We start from the raw sequence: 25,277 nt of genomic DNA, 5'->3' as shown, positions 1-25,277 counted from the left end.
TTGTTTCCCCTGTTGCCATTGCCATGCTCAATGGCAACAAAACTAAATAATTTATTGACCTATGGCAGATCTCTCAAGTGTCATCATCGCAGACTGGAATTTAGGCGGCCTTGCGGACAGCATCTATAGTGGCCCCACAAATTCGAGCGCTGAACTGGTTGGACTGGATCTGCATAGCGAGCCAGGAATTTTAAAGGTGAATCAGAAACTTACGAAGGACAGCGGTTCAACCGTTGATGATTTTTGTATCGCCGGCCTCGCGTGTTCGGACGGCAGCTCGTACTTCTTTGGTTCGACCAATGGCAAGATTTTCAAGCGCACGTCGGGCGGTACGTGGAGCGTGGAAGCTACAGCCGCGCCAGCAGCCGGGAACGTCGGTATTTTGGCAGCGGCAGAATATCAGGGTTATATCTACTACGCGATGCAGTCTCGTCTCGGACGCGTCGCAGTCGGCGCAGCATGGAGCACGCGCAATGACAGCTTTGCAACCTTCACGAATACGGACGCAACCTATCATCCGATGTTTGAACTCAATGAAGTGCTTTATATTGGCGATAAATACTACGTCGCGCAGGTGGACGCGGGCGTGTTCTCGGCGAATGCATTGGACATTGACGCTCGCTACCGCGTGAGCGCGCTTGGGTTCATGAACACGGATCTGCTCATTGGTACCTACATTGCAAGCAACGTCGGACAGTGCGCGATCTTTCGCTGGAATACGTGGAGTGACAGCTACAGCGTGAGCGATTCTGTGCCGGAAGTTGGCGTCAACGCGTTTCTCTCAAATGATAACCAGGTTATCGTATCCGCAGGAACAAAGGGCAATCTGTATGTGTATGACGGCGTCGCGCTGCGCCACTCAAAGCAAATCAAGGGTGATTATTCCGGCACCAACAAGGCAGTCGTGTACAACGGATCCGTCGCAAACTTTCACGGTATGCCTTTGTTTGGCCTCTCGAACTCATCGGGCAACCCGGCTACGCTCGGCCTATATAGCCTGGCAGCTCACAGCGCAGCCTACCAGACGGTTTTGAACGTGGAATATCTGTTATCCCCTGGTAACGCCTCAAACGTTCTCATAGGCTCAATCCTGGCCGCAGGCGATGATCTGTTTGTCGCATGGAAGGATACCACGAGCGGAACAGTCTATGGCGTGGACAAACTCGACAGCACAGCGAAGCACGCGGGCGCGTACATGGTCACGCGCGTGATGCAGTACAACCGGTTCATGACGAAGAAGCTCAAAGTGGAGATCGCATATAGAACGCTGAACGGCGCAACGCTGACACTGACAAAGAAGGTCAACCACACCGCGTATGCAGGCGTCACACTGGAAACCGACGCGAATCGCCTTGTGTCTCGTGCAACCATTGATCTGCCGGACGTAAACACCTTGCAGCTCAAGCTCTTGTTCAATGCGTCCAGTAACAACACACCGGAAATTGAATCAATTATTTTGCGATTTGTATGAGCAGCCCCCGGATTTTTATCAACGTAGACGAGATGCCACCGGCTGCCTCAAGCCCGCTCTTTTCTGATACTGATCCACAAATCACGGACAAACCGGCTGATGTACCCGGAAAAACGGGAGGTGAAACCTTATTGTCAAGTCTGAAAGAATTAACAGTTGGTGTGGGAGACACGGTATTCCATGCGGACAAGCAGGGAATTTGGCTTGGCAGCAAACAGTTCAATGATGCAACATTCCGCGTCAACATGGCCGGACAACTCTATGCCACAGGCGCAACGATCTCGGGCTCGATCAGCGCGAGCACGATTGACATTGGCGGAAGCGACACAACAAGCTGGCACGTCGATATCAACGGCAATCAATGGGCGGGCGAAGACGCTTTTAATACAGCGACAAATCCTTTTTCAGTCACGAACGCGGGTATTCTCCGCGCGACCGGCGCAATAATTTCTGGCGCAATTACTGTCACAGCCGGAGGTGTTATCGGTGGTTTCGATATTGGGTCCGACTACATCCGCGATACAGCAAACTCATTCGGTCTTGCGTCAACCGTCACATCTGCAACGGAGCTTTTTAGCTCGACACTTTTCTCGGATCCGAACATCGTTTCGTATTGGAGACTTGAAGCAAGTTCAGTGGATAGTGTTGGCTCGAACAATGGAACAGATACCGCGATCACCTATTCCGCAGGAAACGGAAAGTTCAATAATGGTGCAGGATTTAATGGCACATCAAGTCAAATTTATTCTCAATCAAGCTCGTTCGATATATCAGGAACGGCTAATTTTACAATCGCTGTCTGGGTAAAACTCACCGCACTGCCTACAACGGCAACGAGTTATTTTGACGTAGTAATGACACAGGAGGCTGCCGACACCACAACGTATGACAAGGGTATTCGTATCTATGGCAACGGTAGTGCCTCACTCTATGCCTATGACGGAGCAACAAAAGAGGCATCATCAGCCGCAAGTTCGGTTGCTGCCGGGACATACACGTCGCTCATCGGTACGTATGACGGCACAACACTTCGCCTTTATGTAAACGGAACGCTTGCGGGTTCTGTTGCATGTTCAAGCACCTACAATTTCACAACACCACGCCTAGTTTTTGGTCACAAAGTTGCTGCTGTTTCACTTAGCGAATACCTTAATGGCGCGATAGACGACGCGGCATACTTCTCACGCGCACTTTCAGCGAGTGAGATCGCTGGTGTTGCAGGTGGCGACGATGTTCGTTTCTGGTCGGGCGCAGCTTTTGCCGACAGGGTGACAGCTTCGATGTGGATCAAGGAAAGTGGCGCAATGAAAGTTTCTAGCATCATCATTACAGGACTGCAAGCAGGATCGTCAGTCGACGGTCAATATCTTGCGTCCCTTTCTGTCACTGCCGCTTCGATTGCAAATGCGACCATTACCGGCGGAAAAATCGCAACAGCAACTATTACCGCAGCTAACATTACCGCAGCCACAATTACTGGAACAGAAATAGCGAACGCGACTATTACAGGTGGAAAGATAGCGCTCGCTACGATCACAGCCGCAAATATTACCGCGGCGACAATCACCGCAGCTGAAATTGCGAATGCAACGATCACAGGTTCTAAAATTGCGGCTGGTACTATTACCGCAACGAACATCACAGCAGCTACGATAACCGCGACCGAGATAGCGAATGCAACGATCACGGGCGCAAAGATTGCTGCCGGAACAATTACCGCCTCGAATATTACCGCCGCGACTATTACTGCCGCCGAAATTGCGAACGGTACTATAACCGGAGCGAAAATTGCATCTGCTACGATTACGGGCGCGAACATAGCATCCGCAACTATCGCAGGCGCAAACATCGCGTCAGCAACCATTACCGGAGGAAATATTGCAGCCGCTACCATTACGGGTGGCAATATCGCTTCTGCAACGATCTCGGCAGCGAACATTGTCAGCGCCACAATTACTACTGCTGAAATTGCATCCGGTACGATTACAGGTGCAAACATCGCTTCGAGCACGATTACCGGCGCGAACATTGCCGCAACCACAATCACTGCAACAAACATCACAGCCCTCACGATTACAGCGGCCGAGATTGCCAACCTTACAATCAACGGTGCAAAGATTTCTTCCGGGGCTATTACGCCAATTAAAACGACCATGCCTTTGTTCATGGTGTCAGCCGGAACATTTACAGACAACTCTCCTAGTGCTGGTTCAGTTGCCTGGTCGGGGGTAACGATTCAGTTCAATGGAACGGAGCATACAATCACGAGCAGCAACACTTCCGCGCGCTATATTGTTTGGGATTCTACATCGCCGACAGCGATTTCAGGTTCAGCGACCGTGCCAACAGTTGCAACGACGTGGCTCATTGGTATGAACAACAGCGGAACATTCCTCAAGACGTGGGACATGCCGCAGATTCATGGTGAGCAGATTCAAGCAGCAACGATTACCGGATCTCAAATTGGTGTCGCAACGATTACCGCAACAAACATCACAGCAGCAACAATTACCGCCACACAAATTGCAGCCGGTACCATTACTGCGACCGAAATTGCTGCTGCAACTATTACAGGCGCAAAGATTGCCTCGGGTACGATCACATCAACGAACATTCAAGACGCGACGATTACTGGAGCGGATATTGCGAGTGCAACAATTACCGCGACAAATATTGCCAATGCCACGATCACAACCACGCAGATCTCCGGGACTGCTGGCATCACAGGCTCTCAAATCGCGAACACCACAATCACAGCCGCAAACATTACAAACGCGACGATCACCACGTCGCAGATTTCTGCTACCGCTGGAATTACAGGTGGACAGATCGCGAGCACAACGATCACATCGGCAAACATTTCTAACGCAACAATCACGACGACGCAGATTGCTAACTCAACAATTACGGGATCGAACATTGCGAACAATACGATCGCGGCAGCGAATATCGTGAACGCAACCATTACAGCGACGCAGATTGCAGCAGCTACCATTACAGCGACCGAAATTGCCAACGCGACGATCACTGGGGCAAAAATTGCATCCGGTACCATTACTGCATCAAACATCGCGTCGGCGACAATCACGGCAACTCAAATCGCGACAGCTACGATTACCGCAACGAATATCGCAAGTTTGACCATTACCGCCGCGGAAATCGCCAATGCAACAATCACGGCTGGCAAGCTCACAATCTCGCAACTCTCGGCGATTACTGCCGACATGGGTACAATCACGGCTGGAACAGTAACGGGTGCAACAATCCGCACGGCTGCTTCTGGCGCGCGCTTCCAGATGACCTCGACAGCTTTTCAAGGTATCAACGGAGCGGGCAGCACCATTTTTGAAGTTATTGTTTCGGGTGCGGACGCGGGTGACGTTATCATGGGCGACGATGCAACCGGCGCATACGCGAAATGGGACGATTCAGCCGGGACATTTAATGTTTACGCAAACAACACAGTCACAACATCGCAAGGTACGTTTGGTGGAGACGGATCAGACGGCGCGCTTTCTACCTCATCGGGTACAACAACGATCGACCTTGGTGGCGCTGCGTATTTTGTAAAAAATTACACGACAGTCTCGATCACGGGCACAGCAACGGTTGTGTTCACAAATCCTCATGCAAACGGAACCTTCATTTTGATTAAGTGTCAGGGCGCAATGACGATGACGACCTCTGCAGTTGCTTTCAATGCTTCTGGTTGTGGCGCGGATACAGCAACAAACGCTTCGTATATTTATGATGCCTTAACACATAATGGAACAAGTGGGGCAAATACGTCCGGTGCGGCGGGTGGTGCGGCGGGTGCTCAACTTGCTCTTAGAACTCTTTATTTATTCCAACAACACAAAACATTTATCGCAGCCCCAGGAGCGGGTGGTGGTTCAGGTGGTGGTGGGTTCAATAACAATGGGTCAGGTTTTCCGGCATCAAACGGTATTGCTGGAGGTATAGGTGGGCGTGGTGGTGGTGTTCTTATTTTTGAATGTAACGGAGCATGGAACTTCACAACAGGTTCAATCTCGGTGGCAGGACAAGCAGGAACAAACGGAACTGACGCTGGAGCCACTACAGGTTCGGGAGGCGCAGGTGGAGGTGGTGGTGGCGGTGGTATGATCGGTGTTTTATATAGAACGCTTACAGCTGATTCGGGAACTTACACGATAACCGGCGGTGCTCTAGGTACTGGTGGAATTTGTAATCCGAGCGCGCCTAATGCATTTGCTAGTGGCGCAGGTGGAGGTGGTGCTGGTTCCTGGAATGGCGCGGGTACTGCCGGCGCTGCTGGAAGTTGGTCTGCAAGCAATCCTGCCGCTTCTGGTGGAACTGGTGCGGACGGTCTCGCTATTCGTCAGAAAAATATCACCTTCGCTTAATATGAATAAAGACTACGCGTTCAAAGATGAAAACAATCTGATTCCAAATGTTTCTGCTATTCTTGGTAGCGCTGACGGCATCGATGCAAAAACTACGGGTGCGACGCGTGTTTATTCAGTACCGAGCGGATATTATATGGTTGCAACGGAACTCGTTGTACTATGCACCGAAGACGACACAGTCACTGTTGTTGCACAGGTATCAGTGGGAACATCGGGACGCAGTTACACCGACATTATCCCTAGCACAACATTAACCGGCCTCGATAACACGGGCATAATGTTTACTCTACGAACATCCGGCGCATCCTATGTTATCGAACCAGGCACAGACGTTTATATCAATATCGGAACTGGCGCAACCGCGACAAGTCAGACAATCTCTGCATACATAAAAGGATATCTCATCGCGGTAACATAACCACAATGATATAATAAAACTAATCAGCCAAAAATATGCCAGGAATAAAATTAGTCCGCCGTTCAGGGGACAATCAAATATACGCGGACATTCAAGATGATGCAGGGCGCCAGGCTTACTATCAACCCGTTTCAAGTGATGCACTCACAGCGCTTGGTCTTTCGGACAAAAATGTGAGTTTTAAAGGCGGTATTGATAGCAGCCTTATTAAGGGTAGCGCGCTTGATGCAGGTGGTATTAAAAGTCTCGCACAATCATTGCTTAGTAAAAATCTTAGTGCGAATGCCGGCGCTGGAAATTTACAGGACATCGTCAACGGTACCGGCGGTTTTGGTGTTTATGATACAAACTTTGACCCTACTACCCCCGCACAAGCCGCGAACAATGCGAAGGTGAAGGGTGACATGAATGCGCAGTACAACGCACAGCAAGCAAAAGAAGCGGCAACACCACAATTTTCAACACTAGCAGCTCCAACGCCGGCAGGCAGCGCAACCGTCCCACAACCTGGGACAGATCAAACGACCCCAGAATTTAAATCAATGCTCGCGCAGTACAAAAAATCTTTTCCGGGTGTGACCGATGAAATTGCCATTGGATCCGTGAGCGCGCAGATTGCGATGAAAGCAAACGGACAAACTCCTGCTGCTCCGATCGGTAGCCTCAAGACAGTGCCGACAGGTACCTCACCGATCACAGGCGAGAAGTACACCCCGGGCGATTTGAATATTTACAAGGCTCCCGCAGCAGTACCGGGACAGACGGGTGCAACTCCCACAGGTGGCGATACACAGCCGCCAATTGACGACAATGGCATGGCAAACGGACAGAATGCCGCGAACATGGACGCCTTGCAGGAACTCCTCAACAAATTTCACGAGAACGCAACCAACAAAAATAAAGAGAAGGACACACCAACCGCACGCGTACCACTCGCTGATCAGATCGCAGCGATGAAGAACGCTATTGCTCCGACGTCCGCAGCACCCGTGGCTCCGAATCTTGTCGACACTTACAAGAAGCAGCTCACGGATAGCGGCGTGGAAGCCTTACAGACACAGATCAACGACCTCGACGCGCAAATCGCAGAAGCGCAGGCGCAGGGACGCGTAAACATCAACGCCGAGAAAGGCAAGACAGTCGCAATGAACGTCATCGCAGGCCGTGTGTCAGAGCAAGAGCGTGCAGCAAACGAACGCATAGATTTTCTGAATCGTCAGAAAAACTATGCGACAAGTCAACTCACGCAGAAGCAAAGCATGATCGCGACAATCATGAGCCTCACGAATCAGGATTTTCAGAACGCATCCGCAACCTATGGCGATCAGTTCAACCGAAACCTCCAGGCGATCCAGCTTGTTCAGAAGGCATCCGACGATGAATTTGCGCGCGACAAGTATGCGTCAGATTTGGATTATCAGAACGCACAGCTCGCACTCGCAGCGCAGGACAATTCCCGCGCGAATGTTCAGATCCTCGCAAGCTATCTCAAGGACAACAACCTCGACTTCGCGTCGCTCCCACAAGCAAGTCAGACAGGCGCGCGCAATTTATTACTCCAGGCAGGTCTTCCCGTGGACTTCCTATCGCTCGTCAAGTCAAGCGTTGGCAAGGGCGATATTATTTCGACGACTACCCGCACAGCTCCGAATGGCGTGAAGTATGCTGATATTGTGATGCGTGACCCGGACGGTAAGATCACGACGAAAGAACTCAAACTTGGACAGGACACTCTCCCGACAGGCAGTGGTGGTGGATCCGGCAAGCTCACAGAATGGGAATACAAGATCCAAAATAATCAGCAGGCAAGCGCGTTTCTCAAATCATATGCCGGGGCTGACGGACATGTTGCTCCGGACGCATGGAAGGCTGTCAAACAAAAGTATGTGGCAAACGGCGGCGATTCATACGACTTTGTGACCGCGTTCGGCGACACGTTTAAAGATCCAAAAAATCAATACTACGGGGACTAAATATGCAAAATCTATTTGAAGGCGTGGACGAAGAATTAAAAAAAAAAGGTATCGTACCAACCTCCAAACCGACGAGCACCAATGTTAAGTCATCCGTAAAAACGGATTTGTATGGTGGCGTTGCAGAGGAGTTGAAGAGCAAAGGTATCGTGCCAACCTCGACAGTCATCGCTCCCGTGAAGCAGCCGGGTGCAGCAGCTTCGATCAGCATTACACCGGCGCAGATTAAAAAGAACGCCTCATCACTCCCGGCGCAAGCACTCGCAAAAATGGATCCCGTCGGCAACATGGCGACGAGTGGCACAACAACTCCGTCCCTCGCTATCCCGAAAACATCTGGTCCGAAGTTCAGCGACGTGCTCAATGCTGCATTCAACGTGGCAGGTGATTTTGGCAAGGCGAAGAATTTATTTGAACAGCCGGAAACAATCCAGCAGGCAGCGAAATCCGATGAGTTCAACACACAGAAGGAAGTAACGAAAGGCGCATTGCGCGGCACATTCAAAGGCATCCTCGGCGGTTTTGGCGATATCATTAAGTGGGTGGGCGACGTTGCGACAGACAATGCAAAGAGAACTTCCCTAGAAGAACAGCTGGCGCAGGACAATCCTGGAAAGTTTGGCTATCTTGCGGGGGCAAGCAAGTCCAGGCGCGAGACATCACTTAAGATCAGCGAAGAGGTACAGGCGCTTGGTAAAAATGTGAAAGAGTTTTTTGCAGACGACATTGGAAACAGTGCGTTTTTAACACCGCATCCCTCGCTCACAACGCCGGGCTATAACAACCTCGATAAAAAGATTGTTGTTGGTATCGCCGAAAGCATCCCGTCACTTGCCGGAGCTGCAATGATCACTGCAACTACGAAAAATCCATGGGCTGGTGCATCCGCGCTCGGTCTTCTTGGTGGCGCGCAGCAGTACGATGAAGCGATCCAGTCCGGCGCATCGGTACAGAAAGCATCTGCCATTGGTGGACTGTCTACGGTCGGCAACATTCTTTTGGAAAAAATTCCACTCGACAATTTGGTGTCCGGCAAATATGTTGGAGCTGGCTGGAAAAAGGTAGCTAGCACTGCCGTGCTCGAAGGTACACAGGAAGAAGTCCAGAACGCATGGATGAACATCATCGCCAAAGTTGGGTATGATAAAACGCGCAGCATGACGGAAGGTTTAGGATTGAACTTTTTAATCGGTACTGCTACTGGTGGATTGGTGGACATGGCGCACAATACTTTCTATGCTCCGACGTCCCACGTCGCTGATATTAAAAAAGAGGCGATTGACGCGGGTGTTATGCCACGCGAGCTTGAATTGGTTGAGACGCAGGTTGCCGCCGCGATAGTTGACAATGGGCAACAAATTGACCAGGCGCTCCGTGAGTACGCACAGAATCCGACGCCATTTCGCGCGGGCGAGATACAGACGCGCAAATTTGATCTGCCTGCAACGGGCGAGACACTCCCGGTTATAAAGGGCGAGTTTGTCGTGAATGCTAACGGGGACATCTTGGAAGTGCAGCAGCAAAACTACGTGGGCGAAACTGTCATGCCGACGATCAGCGCGATCAATCTTATTACCGCGCAGCCCGAGAAGGTTGCATCTTATCAGGCGCGTCTTGCCACACCACAGGAAGTTGAGGCCTACCAGAATCTTATTACCGAGACAGAAGCGCGCGATATTCCAGAGGGACGGATCAGAGAACTCTCACAGCAGAGTGAATTGCAGAACATCGCGGATCAGTTGTCAAAATCTCGCACTGATTATTTGAGCGACTTCATGGACGTCGGCGAAGGCACAGCCGAATATTACGCGAAGCGCGAGGCGCAGCAGGGACGCAGGACCGACGTTGAGGCGCGCATAGGTTTTGATGTGCAGCAGCTCGCTCGCGCAATCAAGCAGACGCCTGAATTTCGCAAGGAGAAGACTGCACCAGACTGGGTACGCGAGGCACGCGTTATGCAGCGCGGCGAGAGTGTTATACTTGCTACGGGTGAAAATGCAGAATCTTTGCAGGGAGCGGGGTATACTACCGTCACGAGCGTTGATGAGCTGACACAGATCGGCGGCTTTGAAAATCCCGATCATTTAATCGACACCGTGCTTGAGCTTGCGGGCGAGCGCCGCTTGCCGAAGGAGAAACAGTACATGCACGAGCAGCTCATGGATACCGACCCGAATTACCGGGCGATCGTTGAAAAAATCGAAGAAATTAAAAAAGAAATTGCAAACGAATATGGCAAACAAATTACCGAAACTCTTGCAGGATCTGAACAAGCAGATACAAAAACAGAAGGCGTACCTGGAGTACAAGCTGCGCCAGAAAGCGATGAGCGAAAACAAACCGTCGCGCTAACCACGGCCTTTGACGATGCTCGATATGAGCAATCTGAATCATATGCGTCAATTATCGACAGCCGGGATGATCGCATTGGCAAACAAATCGAAACTGCAACCCCTGAACAGTTGCAGAAATTCGACGTTTATTTAAATGATCAGGAAAATAAATTGGAACAATATGCCGAAGAAAGCACTGTCGCGCCTGCACCGGATCAGAGCACTGCGCGATCAAATACAGCAGAAGTTGAAGGGTACAAAGGGAGCTCCGAACTCTCGTCAACAATCCTCGAACGCTTAAAGGGGCGCACCACTGTCTCGAAGCAATTCATCAAGGATTTATCAAACTCGTCGGATATTCGAAAGCCAGAGCGGGATATCGTGTTGAGCGTGCTCGAAAACTTCCCGGAAAAAAAGGTGAGCGTGCAGGAATTTGCGGACGCGATGCAAAAAGAACTATTGCCACTGGAACGTACTACGGTTCCGGACGATGTGATGAATGGTGAAGATGTCCGCCGATATGAAAACGTTACTTTACCGAAAGATATCAGGGGAGACGTCGTAGAATATGCCGAGCACCTTTATGGCAGCCCGGTTAAAACATCGGCGGGCAATGTACATTTCAGCGATTTCGGCATGGACAATTATTTCGCGCATACTCGCACGGAGGATATGGCCGACGGCGAAACGCGCCGTGTGATCGAGATGCAGAGCGATCTCATGCAGAAAGGTCGATTGGATAAGGAAGCTTTCGGTAATAGACCACTGGATAATCGCAATAATACCAACGAAGAAATTGATCGTGGTAAAGAAATTGCACAGCTCATTCCATACGAGGACACCTGGCAAGAGCGTGTTGTGAAAGCCGAAGTGAAACAAGCGGCAGAAGACGACATCTCGACGCTACAATTCCCTACAGGTGAGACCGCGATGAAGATTGAAGGACTTGGTCAGGCCGAAAGTTTTGAATACACACCAGAGGCGCAGCCAAATTTTAGTACGCAAATTCCAAAGGTTGCAGAACCAAGTGATCTAGTAGTCGGGCGCTGGCTACGAGGGCAGGGTGGAAATTGGATTATCACAGAAGTTCTTGGTGACGGAAAGTTTAAGGCAATACCAAAAACTTTAATCGAAAGTTATTTGGAAAAAGGTGAATCAATATTACATTACCTTGATCTATCCGCATACGAAAATCGACTTACGGAAAAAAATCCAGATCATGCAGACTTTGTTCAATCAATGCTCGATAACCGAAAAAGCTTTTTGGCGCGCAGTTCAGAAACCTTTGACATCTCCGGCAAAGTCGATACCAACAATCCGATCTATAAATTCTACGAAAGCGAAGTCGGCAAGTATCTCAAGAAGCGATATAGCGCGGAGCGCGTGACGGACGACCAGGGTGTTTCATGGTACCAGATTGACGTACCGGCAGATGCAGCGGATACGCCGATCATGGTATTTGGCGACGCACTGGGAAATGCGATTGATACCAAACCAAAGCGCCCTAATTCAGATCCGGAAGTTGCGCCGGTTATTGTTGACGTACTCCCTGCATACCAGGGTGGCACAAGTGATACTGCGGACATTGGTATATTCGCGGACGGTACCGAAATCAAAGCAGGCAGCATGAACACGATCAAGCCGGTTGAGTTCCCTGAAATGGTGCAGCTCGCGAAGGATCTGTTCGGCACACCCGCAATCCGCGGACAACGCAACCCGAATCGCGGGGGCGTGTTCAAGCCGGGCGTTGGCATTGAGCTGAATCCGTCAGTATTCGACAACACGGATCAGGCAACAAAAATTTTGGCGCATGAAATTGGTCACCTCATCGACTGGCTCCCGGACGAGACCATGAAGCGCGGCAACCTGCTCGGACGTCTTGGCAGTCTCCATAGCTTTTTAAAGGGTACGTTTGGAGGCAACGAGTTTGAAGGTGCGTCACTGATCACGTCATCGAACAGTGATATCCGCGCAGAGCTGTGGGAATGGTCAAAGTTTTGGCGACCGTTCGATGAAACACTATCATCAAAATCGTTCACGCAGTATCGCAAGAGTGGTGTCGAATTGTACGCGGACGCACTGTCTGGATTATTGGTGAGCCCGGGACTTATCGAAGAGAAGGCGCCGAAATTCTACGACGCATTTTTCAAGGCGCTCGACGAAAAGCCAGAGGTTAGGAGTACATATTTTGAACTGCAAGCGTTTCTGCGCGGGGAACCGTCAGCGATCATCAAAGCCCGCCGTGGCACCGTGCGCGGCATGTTTGCGTCTGCCGATATCAAAGCCCGCCAGATCGAAGAAATGCGCCGCGCGGAGAGCAAGCAGCACAAATATACAACTTATGAGCAGTGGAAGAGCGAGCACGTGAACATCAACATGCCTTTCATGGACAAGGTGGCAGATTTGAAAAGCAAAGGCGTTGACGTTCCCGCAGAAGACAACCCGACGTATTATCTGAACGAGCGCAATTACGTGGGAGGTAAAATTAAAAACACCATCCAGGAAAAGTTCCAGCCGATATTGTCTCGCATTCAGGAGCTTGGCATGTCGAGCGAGGACTTGGGCGAAATATTATTTTACGATCGTATTCTTCATGGAGACCGTGGGCAGGTGGCGAATCCAGGCGGCTTTCAACCGGAGTTTGTTCAAGACATGTATGGCGACCTTGGTGAGATTGATCCGCAGACAGATGAAGCAAAGGAGCAGCTCGGCAGCATGCGCGAGGAGCTTGGCGAGGATCGGTTCCGCGCGCTTGAACAAGCAGCCGCAGAGTGGCGCTACAGTCTCAAGCAAGTGTTTATCAAGGGCAAGGATCTGTATAGCGAGGAGCTCATGAATTTGGTGAACACCAATGACTTTTACGTGCCGTTTCGCGTGACCAAATATAAAGACGGGCGCACGAGCTACACCGTGAAAACAAAAAAAGGTACGTTGTCCGACATCGACAATCCAGTAAACACCACGCTCGACAAGGTGGCCGCGATCGTACGCGCGACGGAGTACAACAATGCGCGTCTCAAGGCGATCGAATTTCTAAAAGAATACGCACCGTCCGACGTGCAAGATGCGCAGTTCTTTTTCAATGGCAAGTTCAACGAGTACAAGGATCCGCAGTCAGGCAGCGGTTTGGAGCTGATCACCTATCACAACAATGGCAAGGTGGAGGGTATCTATGTTGACACCTACATTGCGCGGTCGCTCAAAAATGCACGTATCGAAGAGATCGGAGCGATTACAAAGATTTTGCGCTGGACGAATCGCAGCTGGTTTCGCCCTGTGTTCATCACGTTCAATCTTGGCTTTCAGTCGTTCAATATCGTTCGTGATTTTTGGCGCTACTGGAAAAACGTACCGAATGCAACACTGATTGGCACACTCAAGGCTTACGCGAAGGCTGTACCGGCGGCATATGCGCGTGGCTTTAACAAGGACAGCGCGATCATCCGTGAAATGGAAGGACAGGGCGCATTATCCGTGACGTTCAATCAGCTAGTGGAAGGCAACGATATTCCGGAGAAAGAGTACGAACAGATTTTACTTCGGCTTGGTATCAACGAAGGTGAAGTCACGGGCGGTAAGCTCAAGAAAGAGTGGGCTGCGACACTGGGCTTTATTGAAAACCTTGGCAATGCGATTGAAACACTTCCGAAAGTTGCCGGCTACGTGGAGCTTAAAGGCACGATGAGCCAAAAAGAACTGAACGACTTCGTGCGCACAAAGATTGGATCGCCGGATTTTCTCGCAGGCGGATTTCTCACGCCGGTCACAAATAATTGGCTGATCTTCTCAAATGCTATTTTGCAAGGCATCACAGCAGATTATCAGGTGGCAACAGATCCGACGACACGCGCGGGGTATTGGTGGAAAACTGCATCCGTTAATATTTTGCCGCATGTGCTCATGTACGCCGCAGCACAAGGCTTGTTTGGTGACGACCTCGAAGAATTGTTTGGCAAAATGGTGGAAGGCGACAAAACGAACTACATCACTATCCCGATTGGCCTTGATGAAAACGGCAAGGCGGTATATTTCCGTGTGCCACAGGACGAATCCGGGCGCTTTATTGGTGCGATGGTGTGGAAGGTTTTGTCGGCAGCTAAAAACAATCAGCCAGCAATGCGAGACATCATGGACGTTGCGTCTTTGTTCGGCGGACAGCTCCCGGGTATCAATCCTGCGGTCAGCCTTGTTGGAAACCTCGGCACGATGATGCTCGGGCGCTCGCCATACGATGAGTTCCGCGGACGCGACGTGCTCACGGAGGATCAGCTCAAGGCAGGTGGTAAATACGCATGGGAGCCATACCTGAAATGGCAGTGGAATGAGATTGGCGGATCAGTGGTGCTCAAATTCTTCTATGGTGAGGACACGACCTACAAAAAAACCCCGCTCGAACGTACGTTGTCGCTTCCGGTAGTCTCGAACGTGATCGGCCGCTTTATCCGCGTGACCGACTACGGCGAGAAGGAATCCATCATGCAGCTGCAAAAGCAATTCCAGTCGGATGAGGCCGTACAACGCATTGAGAAGCGCGAGACACTCAATAAGCTCTTAGATGACGTTCGGGAGGGTAAATCACCCACAGCGGCGAAGGTGGAGTACGTTAAAGCAGTTCTGCAAGGCGAGCCACGCGATAAAAACTTCAAGCGCAAGCAACTGTACGCGGAAAAGAAGTTTGACCTCACATTGCAGCGCGGTGAGATCAGCCCACAATTCGACAGCCTGATCTACGCGCAGACGAACGATGAGAAGCTCGGCCTGCTTACGGAGTACCGACAGCGCATGAGTTCGCAGGAGTTCAATCAATTACTCAAGGACGCACGCAAATATAATCTCGTCAGCAAGGATCTGTATTCAAAGGCGAATCGTTGATGTGCTATACTTATTCCCGCTGCCACATTCATACCGCGGCAGTCAACCGTGGTAAGTTGTCCGATCATGTGCAAAACGCCTCCCTTTTTCGGAGGCGTTTTGTTATGCTAGGGGTCTACGCTGTCTTGCGTTAAAGGTGCGGCCATTAAGCGTGGACGCATCTTTTTTGTTTGTGGTACAATTATCAAACCTCCTAACACCGAAAGTACCAATACTCTGAATATTGGTCGCTGGCGTGTGGCAGCTGGTCAAATTTTTTCACAAAAGCACCCGAAAGGGTGTTTGTGTGTTTTAACGGGGCAGACGGTTACAATTCGTAACTATGTGTCTAATTGCACATGTTTTAGACTTATTTTATACATGTTGGGAATCGAACCATATCAACCGCTCGGTGAAAATGGTTTATCCACAGGGACTCCCTTGTGCTTTGGGTGTATACTCTTTTCAGACGCGTGATTGCGTTGACAGTTTCCTAAAGTTGAGATACTATTTCGAATACGCCGACAATTTCACGGCGTGGAACTGTCAAATAAATCACAATCAATCACGCGCAAGCGTGGTTTTTTGTATCAGTGGTACGAAAATATCGTACAACTGGGCGCAGGGGTCGAGTTGACATCACTTGGGCAACGGCGGAAAGTGTTGCATTGAAGGTGTCCGAAGGCGACGGGATATCCCGACGAATCGTAATTGCTGGCGGAATGTTAAATGGCACGGCCAGAACAAAGCGTGGGGCACAAACCCCTCTCTTAGATTGCCAGCTCCTCGATCCTGAATCGGTAAAGGAGTGCATCAGCTGAACTTCCCCATGCGTGGGGGAGTAAGAGGGGGTTTTTCTCCAGCAACCTAAATAAGCCCGAGAATCGACATAACATACAACTATGAGACCCGAAGACATCCACTACTCATTCATCGATATCACAAACGAAACGCCGCCAACAGTTTGCCGACTATGCAACGGCGAGATCATCAGACGAGTCAAAACAGTTTGGAAAGAATCCGACATAAATAAAAACCGTTGCTACTCCGAGTGGCTTTTGTGCAAGTCCTGCAAAACTGTTTACACTGACAAACAATTTTTACTTAATGCGATTGATATTGCCGGGCATGTGAGTGAGCTTGATTATGTGCCGGTAGTAAAACCGAACTCGCTTATGGACGGAGTACTTGCTAAAATGAAAGCAGACAAACGCATATGACCCAGCAGCAGGCCCCGATCCACATTAAGTGTCCGAAGTGCAGCAAGTATCGCGTGCGCGAGCGACGGATATTTCAAAAATCAATTATTCACTTTCAATGCAAGACCTGTAAATTTAAATGGGTCACAACAAATCTATGAAAAATTTAATCGAAGTATTTAGGATGACCGAGATTGACCCAAAAACAAGGGCGCAGATTATCATAAAGCTTGGACGCGCTATCAATGATCAGATGGGTATGAATATCACAGAACCGCTAGTATATGAGCTAGTAAAGTTGCTCGACAGTGATAACGATATTTTGAATGAGTCACACATAAAGCATATTTATGACAAATGATCTTATGATCGATGGAATTAGAGTTTTTATAGACGACACTGCTTGCGTTTATGAAAAGTCAGTACAATATCTTTTCCCAAAAACAAAGAAGCGCAGGATCCAAAAGAAGTGGGCGAAACGATCGAGCAACTTTCGCGCAAAAACATTTCATAGAATGTTTAAATTATCGGACGGAATAATCGTTAGTCAAAAAACATTTGAAACATTAAAGACCTATGACTCCACAACAATACATCAACAAAGTTGCCAAAAGAATTATGCGCGAGAACGCGGAGCGTCTGCAATACAGAGTGCCGGGCAGTCTGAACATCCCGGAGCCAAAGATCAGTGACAAGCCGGACGCGGAAGTGATACAATGATACTATATGATCAAAGGACTACCTGCACAACTACAAGGCCCACTAGACGCGGAGCGTGATAACTGGGAGCCGGACACGAACGTAAAGATTTTCGGCATCTATTCCGACGGAGCGCTCGTGTTTGCATATTTCATTATTAAGGAACCAAACATGATCTTCTGTTTCAACGGCGAGCACTTCATGATGAACTTGGAATCAATCCTGCTCGGGCTTGTGCATTACTCGAACAACAAAGACGAGCTGCCGGAGAATTTAATTAAGCTGCGCGAGTATCAACTGGAGCAATAATATGGGCGTCGGGGACGTATTTAAACCATTTGAGTTCAAACTGCCGCCACCGCCGAAAAAAAAGCGCCCGGCTAAGCTATCCAAAAAAGATGAAATGGTCACGGAGATTTTAGAAATTGCAGCATCACTCGAAAGGATCGCCGTTATATTCGCAACAAGACTGCCACAGCTCGCCGGCGCATTTTCTGCGGCCGGCATTTTAGTTGGTGCGCTCGCGGATTCTATGGACGATGTCATGATCGACGAACAGTTTCCTTGACATGTGGATAACATTATAGTAACATGTTACTATGTTACTATAACAAACTATGTTAGAATCAGAAAAGCCGATGATCCACGTTCGGATCACACAGGAAGACCAAGACCTCATTCAGATGTACAGCTTGCTCTCGAAGGTCAGTATCAACAAGCTCTTTAACAAATTCATTGCGCAGAACCGCGCTAAAATGCAAAAGTATGTAGACAGCAAAAAAGGATAACCACGGTTTTATTCATCGGCCACTTACCACAACACTATGGACGATCACAAAGGCAAAGTTCATATGGACGATTGGATCCAGTTCGACACATTCGATGAAGCGTTCGCATACTGCTATGAGCGCCGCATCAATTTAATTCAAAAGTTCAACGGGGCGTTCCTCGTCCCAGCGAATTAAACAATTTTATGAGCGAGACATTACCACAAGTTGCAGAATCAGACATTTCACTTTGGCAAAACGAAGAGAAAAAGAAAGAGATTAGAAAAATTTACGGCGCAGACCTTTCAGAAACGGAGTTTGATATTTTCGTGGGGATCGGAATTGCAACCGGATTAAACCCATTCACGCGCGAAGTATGGGCTGTAAAATATGGCGGCAAGGCAGCTCAAATATTTGTAGGCCGTGACGGGTATCGTAAGGCAGCGCAGAAAAACCCAGAGTACGATTATCACCTTGTTGACGCCGTGTACGCAAACGATGAGTTCCAGATACAGGACGGCATCATCAAGCATTCATACAAGCTCTCCAACCGTGGTGCATTACTCGGGGCATACTGTTCAGCGAAGCGACGCAGCTCGTCCGTGGCAATGTTCGGATTCGTCGAGCTCAAGGAATACAACACAAACCAGAGCGTTTGGAAGGACAAGCCAGCAACCATGATTAAAAAGGTGGCAGAAGCGCAGGTACTTCGGATGTGTTTTCAAAACATGTTCGCCGGTACCTACGATGAAAGTGAGCAGTGGGAACAAAAAGCAGCGCCGCAGCCACGCGCAGCTACCCCGTCGGCAGCCTACAGCAAGGTCAAGGCACGCATCGAGGTCGTGATCAGCGAGAAAGCAAGCAAGGAGCGAATGCAGGGCGTTAAGGATAATATCATCGGCCGCGGCGACATTACCGAAGACGAACGAAAGAAGCTGATTCAGTCCATTGACGATTACATGGCAGCCGCACAGGAAATGCCGGAAGAGGAAGCGATCCACGAAGGAGAGATTGTTTTGGAGGAAGGTCAAAAACCGATCACAATAGAAGACCTTGAATCCATGCAGGAGCCCGTCACCACACCAATCACAGCAGAAACCCCAGTTGATCCGCTAGAAGCACAAAAGAAGTATTGGAGAAAAGATACCCCTAGCGAAGCAGCAGAGAAAATGCGCGCAGGAATCGAAGCGTCACGTGTAAAGGCGCCAGAGTTCGACCCAACTTATTCAGACAATAAACCATTTTAATTGCACCTATGCTCATGATCATTTTGTTAATTTCACAGATAGCCATCTTCTTTCTGTTCGGTTACCTGTGCGCGCTCATGGTGTGGAAAAAATGTTTGCTCCAAGTTGTAACGTCAGACTGCTGGCTCGCGCAGGAGCGAGCAAAAACAATCGAAAAGCAGTGCGGTACGGAATATGCGACAAAGTTTAACAGCGAGGCATTTAAGCTGATCGACCAGAATAACTACCTAAAGTATTTTAGCCACCCATGGACAGATCTTAAAAAAATCTCATTAGAAAAAAAATTGTTTGAGCTTTCATGGGAGATTATGGACAAGGCGGTACAGGACCGCTCTAGCGGAAAGGCAAACGATCAGCGCGTGGCAGACATATTAAATGCCGGAATGGAGTTGCACTACACCAAAAACGAAGAGCCACAAGACGTATGAAACTGACGCGGTTGATCTTTTACAGCATAGGCTTTGCGCTCGGGGTACTTGTGACCGTATACTTTACTCACTATGGATGACTTCAACATCACACAAAACATGACGATCGACATGAGGACAGCATATTTAAAAAATCTTGCGCGGTGGGTGCTATGGGCGCTCACCCTCGCGGGGCTCATGATCGCATCACGCATTTTCAAAGTTTGCTATGAAGTCTATCCCGACAAAAACGAATGGTTCACCTGGCGCCGGCGTTGACGTCACCATTACATTGAACAGACAGGTTTGCATCTCGCGCTCCTCTTGCCGACGTATCCCACACGGGGTAAATCAGTTCGGCCGCCTACATTGGCAGGAGCAGCGCCGGTGGAAACGCGCATGGCAAGCACTTATATACATGGAGGTGCTGGCTGTACGCCCGAAATTGGGCAAACTTCCCTTGTTGTTCCCGGAAATATTTGTGACGTTCTATCAGACGCGGCCGTACGATGTGGATAACGCGTACTCCGCTGCGAAGGCGCTGGTCGATGCGTTGAAGGTCAAGATATACGGAAATCAGCGGGGCGCCGGTGTGATCGCCGACGACGATGCGAAACATCTTAAGACCTACAGGGTGGAGGTCGTGAAGGTCAAAAAGATCATGGAGGAGAAAACAACCATTCGCATTGTGGAATAAAAGTGTTACAATGTTACTGTAAAAAATAATTACTCGTATGAGAAAAACCGAATTAAAAACGTCAGAGGTAAAAGAAATCGCATTGTGTCGCGCGCATGTTGATGAATCAGTGAAGGCACTCATCATTGCGCAGAACAACCGCGCCGGAGCGCAGTCACTCCTTAATGGTGTGTATGCGAAAGTCGCAAAGACTTACGGCTACGATCAGGAACGATGCAGTATTGATGAAGAGAACAACCTCGTTGAAGCAGACGCAGAGCCAGGACTCACCGAAAAAGCAACTAAAAAAAATACTGTCCCAAAAAAACCCGCAGCTAAATCATCTAAAAAATAATTGTATGGCAACATCAAAGAAAGTAGTAAAAAAGGCAGTAGCTAAGAAACCAGTGGCTAAGGCAAAGGCAAAACGTAAATAGTATGACGGTATTAAAATGGCTCAAAGGCTTATCGTGGACGCTCCTTGTTCTTGTAACTTTTGGACTGTTTTCTCTCATGACAGACGGTGAAGCAGACAACGCGACACTCATCGGATTCATGCTTATCACTGCAAATTGTATTCTCGCGCTCATCATCGCCGAACGTTATAAAAACCTAGTCGGCACCGGATTCATATCCGAAAGCGCTAGCAAAGAATAAATACTATGGGGCTCCCTCGCTCAACCAAAAATAAATTGAAGATTCCGCTTGAAGATAAACCACTTACTCCGAAAGAGGAGAAGGCGGCATATTATTTTGCAAAGCAAGCGGAACAGCCGGGAGCCCCTAGTGTAGGCAAAGCCTTGCGCATGGCAGGAATCAATAAATGGCAGGCGAATACTCCAAAGCTCACCACCGACAAAAAGGCGTGGAAGGAAGCTGTTACCCACCACCTAAACGACGGATACCTTGCTGAAACACATAGCAAGATCGTTTTTAGTTCAGAGATCGTGAATCACGACTTTCCAGAATCAGCCGACGACGACGCGATCGAGGCATCTGTAACCGCAATCGGCGGCCAAATGGTTGCGCTCGGTACCGTCATGCTCGGACCTTTCTTGTTAGTGAAGCGTGCATCATTCATCATAGGCAATGATCGCGTCCGTCTCGACGCACTCGACAAGGCCTACAAGATCCGTGGCCTGTACGCGCCGGAACGTATTGAACAGGTGATTGACGATATTCGCAGTGCATCCGACGAGGAGTTGAGCGCTGAAATCGAAGAGACCAAGAAAATGTTGCGCTCGGATTATCTGCTCGCAGCAAGTAGAGCGGCAAAGAAAAAGAAGTAGGGCTGTGGATAAGTCGGGGCATAACTCGGCTATTCTGTGGATATAGTAACATGTTATAATGTTACCATAAGTCACTAATGAAATTTACCACGTATGTTTTTCGGCAAATCAAAACCAGTTGATCTAGTAGACGATGAAATGAGAGAGGGATCGAACAAGAGTATCGTCGAAGCTGCACGCAAAATTCTTGACGAAGTTGAGGAAGGGGAAGAATTTTTTGTGCTCATCGCTCGACCAGAAGCAGACCGTCGTGTATTTGGTGCAAACAACATTGATTCCGACGATTCGCTTGAAGAATTACAAGAAGCTGCATTCCGTATTGCTGATGTTGTAGAAGAGAAAGTCGGAAGAAAAGGATGCGGAAAATGCAAAGCATGTTTAAAAAACAAATAATATGGAGCCAGCATTTGAACTTACCCCCGAGCGTGCAGCCGCCATTGCGTTCCTCGTACTCATGACCGACCAAGAACCAGGGGAATACCACCCGGACTACATTATCGAAAAGCAGCGGGACATGTTTGGCGCAGGTTATGGTGCAGTCACCTTTCTCGACGGAAGCAACCAGGAGCGTTTTCTCATTTACTGCGCGATCAAGCTCGTGGACATTCCAGAGGAGCAAATGAAATTTATTGACCCGACACTCATCGCACTCTACGAAGAGCTCAAAGCAAAGATTAAAGAAAAGCTCGCCGCTGTTCCGGCAGCTGTAACACCAGAAGCAGGACTATGACATCACAACACGCACTCGACCTACAGGATCGGATTAAACAGCTCACAGAAGAGATTAATGAGTTTCGCATTACCATGGGCGTACAGGGCGGAGTACCGGACAACATGACCGGCGCTGTGATGCTTGCACAACGGGAAATCAACTTTGTGTCCACACGCTTGCAGGAGGCAGGGCTATGGTGTGGCGAACTCGCAAAAAAACTATGTTAGAAAAACTCAAAGTGGCAGCATTCTCCTTGGCATTTATAGCGCTGATCTTATTTGGGGTATGGGTAGCATTCTATAATTATGAAGACTGTCTCCGCGTTGGCCATTCGGGACTGTACTGCATCTTAAATTTTGGCCGATAAAATCCTATGGTCGTTCCTCAAGTGACGCATAAAGTAAAAAAAATCACCAAAACAAAGAAGGCACTACTTGAAAAGCTCGAAGATATTCGCCATGCAATGCGTGGCATGACTACTACGCAACAGAAAGCGCTACGCCGCGCGCAGCCGAAATCAAATCGCTGGCAATTCACAATCGTTAAATCATCAGTAAAAAAATAATATGTCACCATACTTAATATTTTCAGTAGCACTTACAATGTTAATGTCAGGAGAAAAATTAACCCGCGCAGGCTGGAATGGTCGCAAACTTGACCTTGCAATGTACGTGGCCGTACAGTTTCCTGATGAAAATTCAGCGAACACAAACCCCTACCTCTACATGCAGGTTGGTAATGAACGTACGCCGTGGCATCCGTCGAACCTTGATATCTTTGCAGATGATTGGCAGCTCGTGGAATAAATATGTCCTCAGTTCTTTCTACGCCGAAACGTCGCAGGGATATGGTCGTGCTGCGAAAGCGGGCGGCCTATTCTTTGTGCAACGGCGCAGGTTTCAAAGCGCGCGAAGTTCAGCGCCTTCTCGGGTTCAGATCCGTCTCGTCCATTTACAAAATTCTTCACGGGCCATATCAGGAGCGTGATGATTCACAACTTCAACTCCTATGAGCAACATTGTCGGTCTTTCAAAAACAATCATGATCACTGTGCGGGAGGGCAGCGGCGTGTCCGGTGATCCAGTTCGGCACGTGATGTATTTTTATACAGAGGCGCTTGAGCAACTTGCTGTAGTCGACAAATTCAAAGAGAGTGAGCGCGCCGGTGTAGGTATACCGAATAGCGGCGGTTCATTCCCAATAATCATTCGGACTGACGGCGATCCTCGGGTCGTCCCATGCGATCCTATTAATGCAACGAATAAGACGTTGAACAACATAGCTGCGCACGTCGCTGCTGCAAAAGATTCAAAGTTTGGTACAAAGCCATGCTGCGGTTCAAATGGCCCACGGCATAGGGCAAGCTGCCAGGGTTATCCAGTTGAGATAAAAGAGCCAGAGGCTAGATGCCGTGAGTGCATGACAAAGTTTGAGTATGTCGGGCATTACATGGATGCGGTTTGTCCGAATTGTAAGTCAACTGATTTAGAAAAAGTATGAGAGAAATAAAATTCCGCGCGTGGGACGGCAAAAAAATGTGGCTGGTAAAACTATTAGAAATGTTTAGTTTTGGCGAAAGTAAGTTGTGGGTGCAAATGCCCGATGAGACCGACGGCGCAACGATTATGCAATTCACTGGCCTATTCGATAAAAACGGCAATGAGATTTATGAGAATGACCTGCTTCAAATTAGACCTGGCGAAAAAGATTCTGTAGTTTGGCACTGCGTTTTTGATAAAGGATCGTTTGTCTTCCTACGCATAGGTTTTGAAGTGGAAGGTGGCTTTAGTTATAGGCCAGATTTACAAGTAATCGGCAACATCTATGAAAACCCTGATCTTTTAAAATAACTATGAACCCAGAATACCACGCAGACTTGAAGCGCAAGATAGATCGCAACTTCGGCATCGTTAAAATATGGCTCGGCGAAGATAGTGGCAACGGAGCGCCAGCGATCGGATTTAAAATAACCGATAGAGACAAGTCGGACGGATATGCGATCGGCGACCTACGCGATGCAAAGGAGCTCGTGAAGGATCTGAACCAAGCGATCGCGCACGCAAGCAGATATAATCATCTTTTAAAATAATACTATGCCACTTGTTGATGAAGTTATTGAGGCGCCAGTTAAAGTGTTTCAGATATTCCCTGCTTACCACACCTTGTCAGATTTGAGAAAACAGGAGGTGCTTAATGCGCTCGCCAATTGGATTGAGGAAGAACGAACGAAGTTTTTTTAAAAACCTATAACCAATAAATGATATGTGTTGGTGTGATCCAAGCAAGCGCACGCCCTGGTGCGGAGAAATGAACTGCAGTAAACCATTAACCGCCAATGCAATGCTTGAGAGAAGCAATGTTTTGAATAGGTGGTCTAGTGCAACAGAAAGTCTTGCATGGCACTTTGTTCAGTTTTTTTTCGGTATAGGCACAACATATTATTGGGCCGGCAATGATATTGGTGGTGTGTTATGCGTAAACGATTACTTTTTTGACATGAATGACATCGTTGACTTCACCCGGTTTAACTATAACCAAGAACAAATGTTTGCCTACTACAACTACAGGATCGATTGCAATGAGATAGAAGGTAGCAAACCGCCTTTAAACATTAAAACTTGGATCAAGCTGGATCATCCCGGTGTATAATAGTTCCGTTGCCTCTTCACTCCTTTCACCCAGCAACAAGTGGAAGGCGCGAGGAGGTAACCCATGAAAAGCGTCAAGTTCTACCAGACCTATTGTCGCAGCTGCAAGAAAGTTGTCTTGTTTGCTCCAACGGGCAAAATGGGACGGACTATCTCCAAAAAAACAGGTGAGTGGTATGAGTGCCAATGTCGGCACATC

28 protein-coding genes are annotated in these 25,277 nt (G+C 48.8%); all 28 read left to right on the top strand.

Annotated elements, in window-relative coordinates; all coding sequences use genetic code 11:
- Window positions 1-61 precede the first annotated feature (61 nt).
- The 28 genes from WC052_05250 (at window position 62) to WC052_05115 (ending at window position 25,079) form a co-directional block, all read left to right on the top strand.
- On the top strand, window positions 62-1,471 hold the full coding sequence (locus tag WC052_05250; GenBank protein ID MFA7287039.1) for a hypothetical protein: 1,410 nt from the start codon (window positions 62-64) through the stop codon (window positions 1,469-1,471).
- Window positions 1,468-5,856 (top strand): LamG-like jellyroll fold domain-containing protein, encoded by a 4,389-nt coding sequence (locus tag WC052_05245; protein ID MFA7287038.1) that lies wholly within the window; start codon window positions 1,468-1,470, stop codon window positions 5,854-5,856. Before WC052_05250 ends, WC052_05245 begins: the two co-directional genes overlap by 4 nt.
- A 1-nt stretch (window position 5,857) precedes the next feature.
- Window positions 5,858-6,277 (top strand): hypothetical protein, encoded by a 420-nt coding sequence (locus WC052_05240; GenBank protein ID MFA7287037.1) that lies wholly within the window; start codon window positions 5,858-5,860, stop codon window positions 6,275-6,277.
- A 35-nt stretch (window positions 6,278-6,312) separates the two neighbouring features.
- Window positions 6,313-8,250, top strand: coding sequence for a hypothetical protein (locus WC052_05235; GenBank protein MFA7287036.1), 1,938 nt, complete (start codon window positions 6,313-6,315; stop codon window positions 8,248-8,250).
- Between the two features lie 2 nt (window positions 8,251-8,252).
- Complete coding sequence (locus tag WC052_05230; GenBank protein ID MFA7287035.1) at window positions 8,253-15,455, top strand: hypothetical protein; 7,203 nt, start codon at window positions 8,253-8,255, stop codon at window positions 15,453-15,455.
- 881 nt (window positions 15,456-16,336) lie between these two features.
- Window positions 16,337-16,654 (top strand): hypothetical protein, encoded by a 318-nt coding sequence (locus WC052_05225; protein ID MFA7287034.1) that lies wholly within the window; start codon window positions 16,337-16,339, stop codon window positions 16,652-16,654.
- A 329-nt stretch (window positions 16,655-16,983) separates the two neighbouring features.
- On the top strand, window positions 16,984-17,325 hold the full coding sequence (locus WC052_05220; protein MFA7287033.1) for a hypothetical protein: 342 nt from the start codon (window positions 16,984-16,986) through the stop codon (window positions 17,323-17,325).
- Window positions 17,326-17,359: 34 nt separating this feature from the next.
- Window positions 17,360-17,641, top strand: a complete 282-nt coding sequence (locus WC052_05215; protein MFA7287032.1) for a hypothetical protein — start codon at window positions 17,360-17,362, stop codon at window positions 17,639-17,641.
- Between the two features lies 1 nt (window position 17,642).
- A complete protein-coding gene (locus tag WC052_05210) occupies window positions 17,643-17,900 on the top strand; it encodes a hypothetical protein (protein MFA7287031.1) in 258 nt (85 codons plus the stop codon).
- A 49-nt stretch (window positions 17,901-17,949) separates the two neighbouring features.
- Window positions 17,950-18,120 carry a hypothetical protein gene (locus WC052_05205; protein ID MFA7287030.1) on the top strand — a complete coding sequence of 57 codons (171 nt, stop codon included), beginning with the start codon at window positions 17,950-17,952 and terminating at the stop codon, window positions 18,118-18,120.
- Window positions 18,121-18,156: 36 nt separating this feature from the next.
- Window positions 18,157-18,297 carry a hypothetical protein gene (locus WC052_05200; GenBank protein MFA7287029.1) on the top strand — a complete coding sequence of 47 codons (141 nt, stop codon included), beginning with the start codon at window positions 18,157-18,159 and terminating at the stop codon, window positions 18,295-18,297.
- 8 nt (window positions 18,298-18,305) lie between these two features.
- A complete protein-coding gene (gene bet / locus WC052_05195; GenBank protein ID MFA7287028.1) occupies window positions 18,306-19,346 on the top strand; it encodes a phage recombination protein Bet in 1,041 nt (346 codons plus the stop codon).
- A gap of 8 nt (window positions 19,347-19,354) precedes the next feature.
- On the top strand, window positions 19,355-19,774 hold the full coding sequence (locus tag WC052_05190; protein ID MFA7287027.1) for a hypothetical protein: 420 nt from the start codon (window positions 19,355-19,357) through the stop codon (window positions 19,772-19,774).
- Window positions 19,775-19,846: 72 nt separating this feature from the next.
- Complete coding sequence (locus tag WC052_05185) at window positions 19,847-20,032, top strand: hypothetical protein (protein ID MFA7287026.1); 186 nt, start codon at window positions 19,847-19,849, stop codon at window positions 20,030-20,032.
- Between the two features lie 139 nt (window positions 20,033-20,171).
- Window positions 20,172-20,450, top strand: a complete 279-nt coding sequence (locus WC052_05180; protein MFA7287025.1) for a hypothetical protein — start codon at window positions 20,172-20,174, stop codon at window positions 20,448-20,450.
- A 37-nt stretch (window positions 20,451-20,487) separates the two neighbouring features.
- The gene (locus tag WC052_05175; GenBank protein ID MFA7287024.1) at window positions 20,488-20,784 is read left to right on the top strand and encodes a hypothetical protein; all 297 of its coding nucleotides are present in this window, start codon (window positions 20,488-20,490) and stop codon (window positions 20,782-20,784) included.
- 83 nt (window positions 20,785-20,867) lie between these two features.
- Complete coding sequence (locus WC052_05170; GenBank protein MFA7287023.1) at window positions 20,868-21,086, top strand: hypothetical protein; 219 nt, start codon at window positions 20,868-20,870, stop codon at window positions 21,084-21,086.
- A 5-nt stretch (window positions 21,087-21,091) separates the two neighbouring features.
- Window positions 21,092-21,718: a hypothetical protein gene (locus WC052_05165; protein ID MFA7287022.1), complete on the top strand. Its 627-nt coding sequence runs from the start codon at window positions 21,092-21,094 to the stop codon at window positions 21,716-21,718.
- 93 nt (window positions 21,719-21,811) lie between these two features.
- Window positions 21,812-22,111 (top strand): hypothetical protein, encoded by a 300-nt coding sequence (locus tag WC052_05160; protein ID MFA7287021.1) that lies wholly within the window; start codon window positions 21,812-21,814, stop codon window positions 22,109-22,111.
- A 1-nt stretch (window position 22,112) separates the two neighbouring features.
- Complete coding sequence (locus tag WC052_05155; GenBank protein ID MFA7287020.1) at window positions 22,113-22,448, top strand: hypothetical protein; 336 nt, start codon at window positions 22,113-22,115, stop codon at window positions 22,446-22,448.
- Window positions 22,445-22,657: a hypothetical protein gene (locus WC052_05150; protein ID MFA7287019.1), complete on the top strand. Its 213-nt coding sequence runs from the start codon at window positions 22,445-22,447 to the stop codon at window positions 22,655-22,657. Before WC052_05155 ends, WC052_05150 begins: the two co-directional genes overlap by 4 nt.
- A 146-nt stretch (window positions 22,658-22,803) precedes the next feature.
- Window positions 22,804-22,995: a hypothetical protein gene (locus WC052_05145; protein ID MFA7287018.1), complete on the top strand. Its 192-nt coding sequence runs from the start codon at window positions 22,804-22,806 to the stop codon at window positions 22,993-22,995.
- 1 nt (window position 22,996) lies between these two features.
- Window positions 22,997-23,236 carry an MW1434 family type I TA system toxin gene (locus WC052_05140; protein ID MFA7287017.1) on the top strand — a complete coding sequence of 80 codons (240 nt, stop codon included), beginning with the start codon at window positions 22,997-22,999 and terminating at the stop codon, window positions 23,234-23,236.
- Window positions 23,237-23,438: 202 nt separating this feature from the next.
- The gene (locus tag WC052_05135; protein MFA7287016.1) at window positions 23,439-23,930 is read left to right on the top strand and encodes a hypothetical protein; all 492 of its coding nucleotides are present in this window, start codon (window positions 23,439-23,441) and stop codon (window positions 23,928-23,930) included.
- Complete coding sequence (locus WC052_05130; protein MFA7287015.1) at window positions 23,927-24,280, top strand: YopX family protein; 354 nt, start codon at window positions 23,927-23,929, stop codon at window positions 24,278-24,280. The genes WC052_05135 and WC052_05130 overlap by 4 nt, the downstream gene beginning before the upstream one ends.
- Before the next feature lie 2 nt (window positions 24,281-24,282).
- Window positions 24,283-24,519 (top strand): hypothetical protein, encoded by a 237-nt coding sequence (locus WC052_05125; protein MFA7287014.1) that lies wholly within the window; start codon window positions 24,283-24,285, stop codon window positions 24,517-24,519.
- Between the two features lie 4 nt (window positions 24,520-24,523).
- Window positions 24,524-24,670 carry a hypothetical protein gene (locus WC052_05120; GenBank protein MFA7287013.1) on the top strand — a complete coding sequence of 49 codons (147 nt, stop codon included), beginning with the start codon at window positions 24,524-24,526 and terminating at the stop codon, window positions 24,668-24,670.
- 67 nt (window positions 24,671-24,737) lie between these two features.
- Window positions 24,738-25,079: a hypothetical protein gene (locus tag WC052_05115; protein MFA7287012.1), complete on the top strand. Its 342-nt coding sequence runs from the start codon at window positions 24,738-24,740 to the stop codon at window positions 25,077-25,079.
- Window positions 25,080-25,277 lie beyond the last annotated feature (198 nt).

The sequence above is a fragment of the Patescibacteria group bacterium genome (assembly GCA_041675205.1).
In the GTDB taxonomy this organism is placed as follows: Bacteria; Patescibacteriota; Patescibacteriia; order GWA2-46-9; family GWA2-46-9; genus JBAYUF01.
The sequence above is the reverse complement of the archived record's forward strand: the minus strand, read 5'-3'. Positions and strand labels throughout refer to the sequence as shown.

Excerpts from the sequence above, each read along its gene's own strand:
- WC052_05235 (MFA7287036.1), top strand. The coding sequence starts at position 6,313 with ATGCCAGGAATAAAATTAGTCCGCCGTTCAGGGGACAATCAAATATAC.
- WC052_05185 (MFA7287026.1), top strand. The coding sequence starts at position 19,847 with ATGGATGACTTCAACATCACACAAAACATGACGATCGACATGAGGACA.
- WC052_05210 (MFA7287031.1), top strand. The coding sequence starts at position 17,643 with ATGGGCGTCGGGGACGTATTTAAACCATTTGAGTTCAAACTGCCGCCA.
- WC052_05165 (MFA7287022.1), top strand. The coding sequence starts at position 21,092 with ATGGGGCTCCCTCGCTCAACCAAAAATAAATTGAAGATTCCGCTTGAA.
- WC052_05160 (MFA7287021.1), top strand. The coding sequence starts at position 21,812 with ATGTTTTTCGGCAAATCAAAACCAGTTGATCTAGTAGACGATGAAATG.
- WC052_05140 (MFA7287017.1), top strand. The coding sequence starts at position 22,997 with ATGTCACCATACTTAATATTTTCAGTAGCACTTACAATGTTAATGTCA.
- WC052_05115 (MFA7287012.1), top strand. The coding sequence starts at position 24,738 with ATGAACTGCAGTAAACCATTAACCGCCAATGCAATGCTTGAGAGAAGC.
- WC052_05225 (MFA7287034.1), top strand. The coding sequence starts at position 16,337 with ATGAGACCCGAAGACATCCACTACTCATTCATCGATATCACAAACGAA.
- WC052_05215 (MFA7287032.1), top strand. The coding sequence starts at position 17,360 with ATGATCAAAGGACTACCTGCACAACTACAAGGCCCACTAGACGCGGAG.
- WC052_05200 (MFA7287029.1), top strand. The coding sequence starts at position 18,157 with ATGGACGATCACAAAGGCAAAGTTCATATGGACGATTGGATCCAGTTC.
- WC052_05135 (MFA7287016.1), top strand. The coding sequence starts at position 23,439 with ATGAGCAACATTGTCGGTCTTTCAAAAACAATCATGATCACTGTGCGG.
- WC052_05150 (MFA7287019.1), top strand. The coding sequence starts at position 22,445 with ATGACATCACAACACGCACTCGACCTACAGGATCGGATTAAACAGCTC.
- WC052_05230 (MFA7287035.1), top strand. The coding sequence starts at position 8,253 with ATGCAAAATCTATTTGAAGGCGTGGACGAAGAATTAAAAAAAAAAGGT.
- WC052_05180 (MFA7287025.1), top strand. The coding sequence starts at position 20,172 with ATGGAGGTGCTGGCTGTACGCCCGAAATTGGGCAAACTTCCCTTGTTG.
- WC052_05250 (MFA7287039.1), top strand. The coding sequence starts at position 62 with ATGGCAGATCTCTCAAGTGTCATCATCGCAGACTGGAATTTAGGCGGC.
- WC052_05125 (MFA7287014.1), top strand. The coding sequence starts at position 24,283 with ATGAACCCAGAATACCACGCAGACTTGAAGCGCAAGATAGATCGCAAC.
- WC052_05220 (MFA7287033.1), top strand. The coding sequence starts at position 16,984 with ATGACAAATGATCTTATGATCGATGGAATTAGAGTTTTTATAGACGAC.
- WC052_05245 (MFA7287038.1), top strand. The coding sequence starts at position 1,468 with ATGAGCAGCCCCCGGATTTTTATCAACGTAGACGAGATGCCACCGGCT.
- WC052_05130 (MFA7287015.1), top strand. The coding sequence starts at position 23,927 with ATGAGAGAAATAAAATTCCGCGCGTGGGACGGCAAAAAAATGTGGCTG.
- WC052_05120 (MFA7287013.1), top strand. The coding sequence starts at position 24,524 with ATGCCACTTGTTGATGAAGTTATTGAGGCGCCAGTTAAAGTGTTTCAG.
- WC052_05155 (MFA7287020.1), top strand. The coding sequence starts at position 22,113 with ATGGAGCCAGCATTTGAACTTACCCCCGAGCGTGCAGCCGCCATTGCG.
- bet (MFA7287028.1), top strand. The coding sequence starts at position 18,306 with ATGAGCGAGACATTACCACAAGTTGCAGAATCAGACATTTCACTTTGG.
- WC052_05205 (MFA7287030.1), top strand. The coding sequence starts at position 17,950 with ATGTTAGAATCAGAAAAGCCGATGATCCACGTTCGGATCACACAGGAA.
- WC052_05170 (MFA7287023.1), top strand. The coding sequence starts at position 20,868 with ATGACGGTATTAAAATGGCTCAAAGGCTTATCGTGGACGCTCCTTGTT.
- WC052_05145 (MFA7287018.1), top strand. The coding sequence starts at position 22,804 with ATGGTCGTTCCTCAAGTGACGCATAAAGTAAAAAAAATCACCAAAACA.
- WC052_05240 (MFA7287037.1), top strand. The coding sequence starts at position 5,858 with ATGAATAAAGACTACGCGTTCAAAGATGAAAACAATCTGATTCCAAAT.
- WC052_05175 (MFA7287024.1), top strand. The coding sequence starts at position 20,488 with ATGAGAAAAACCGAATTAAAAACGTCAGAGGTAAAAGAAATCGCATTG.
- WC052_05190 (MFA7287027.1), top strand. The coding sequence starts at position 19,355 with ATGCTCATGATCATTTTGTTAATTTCACAGATAGCCATCTTCTTTCTG.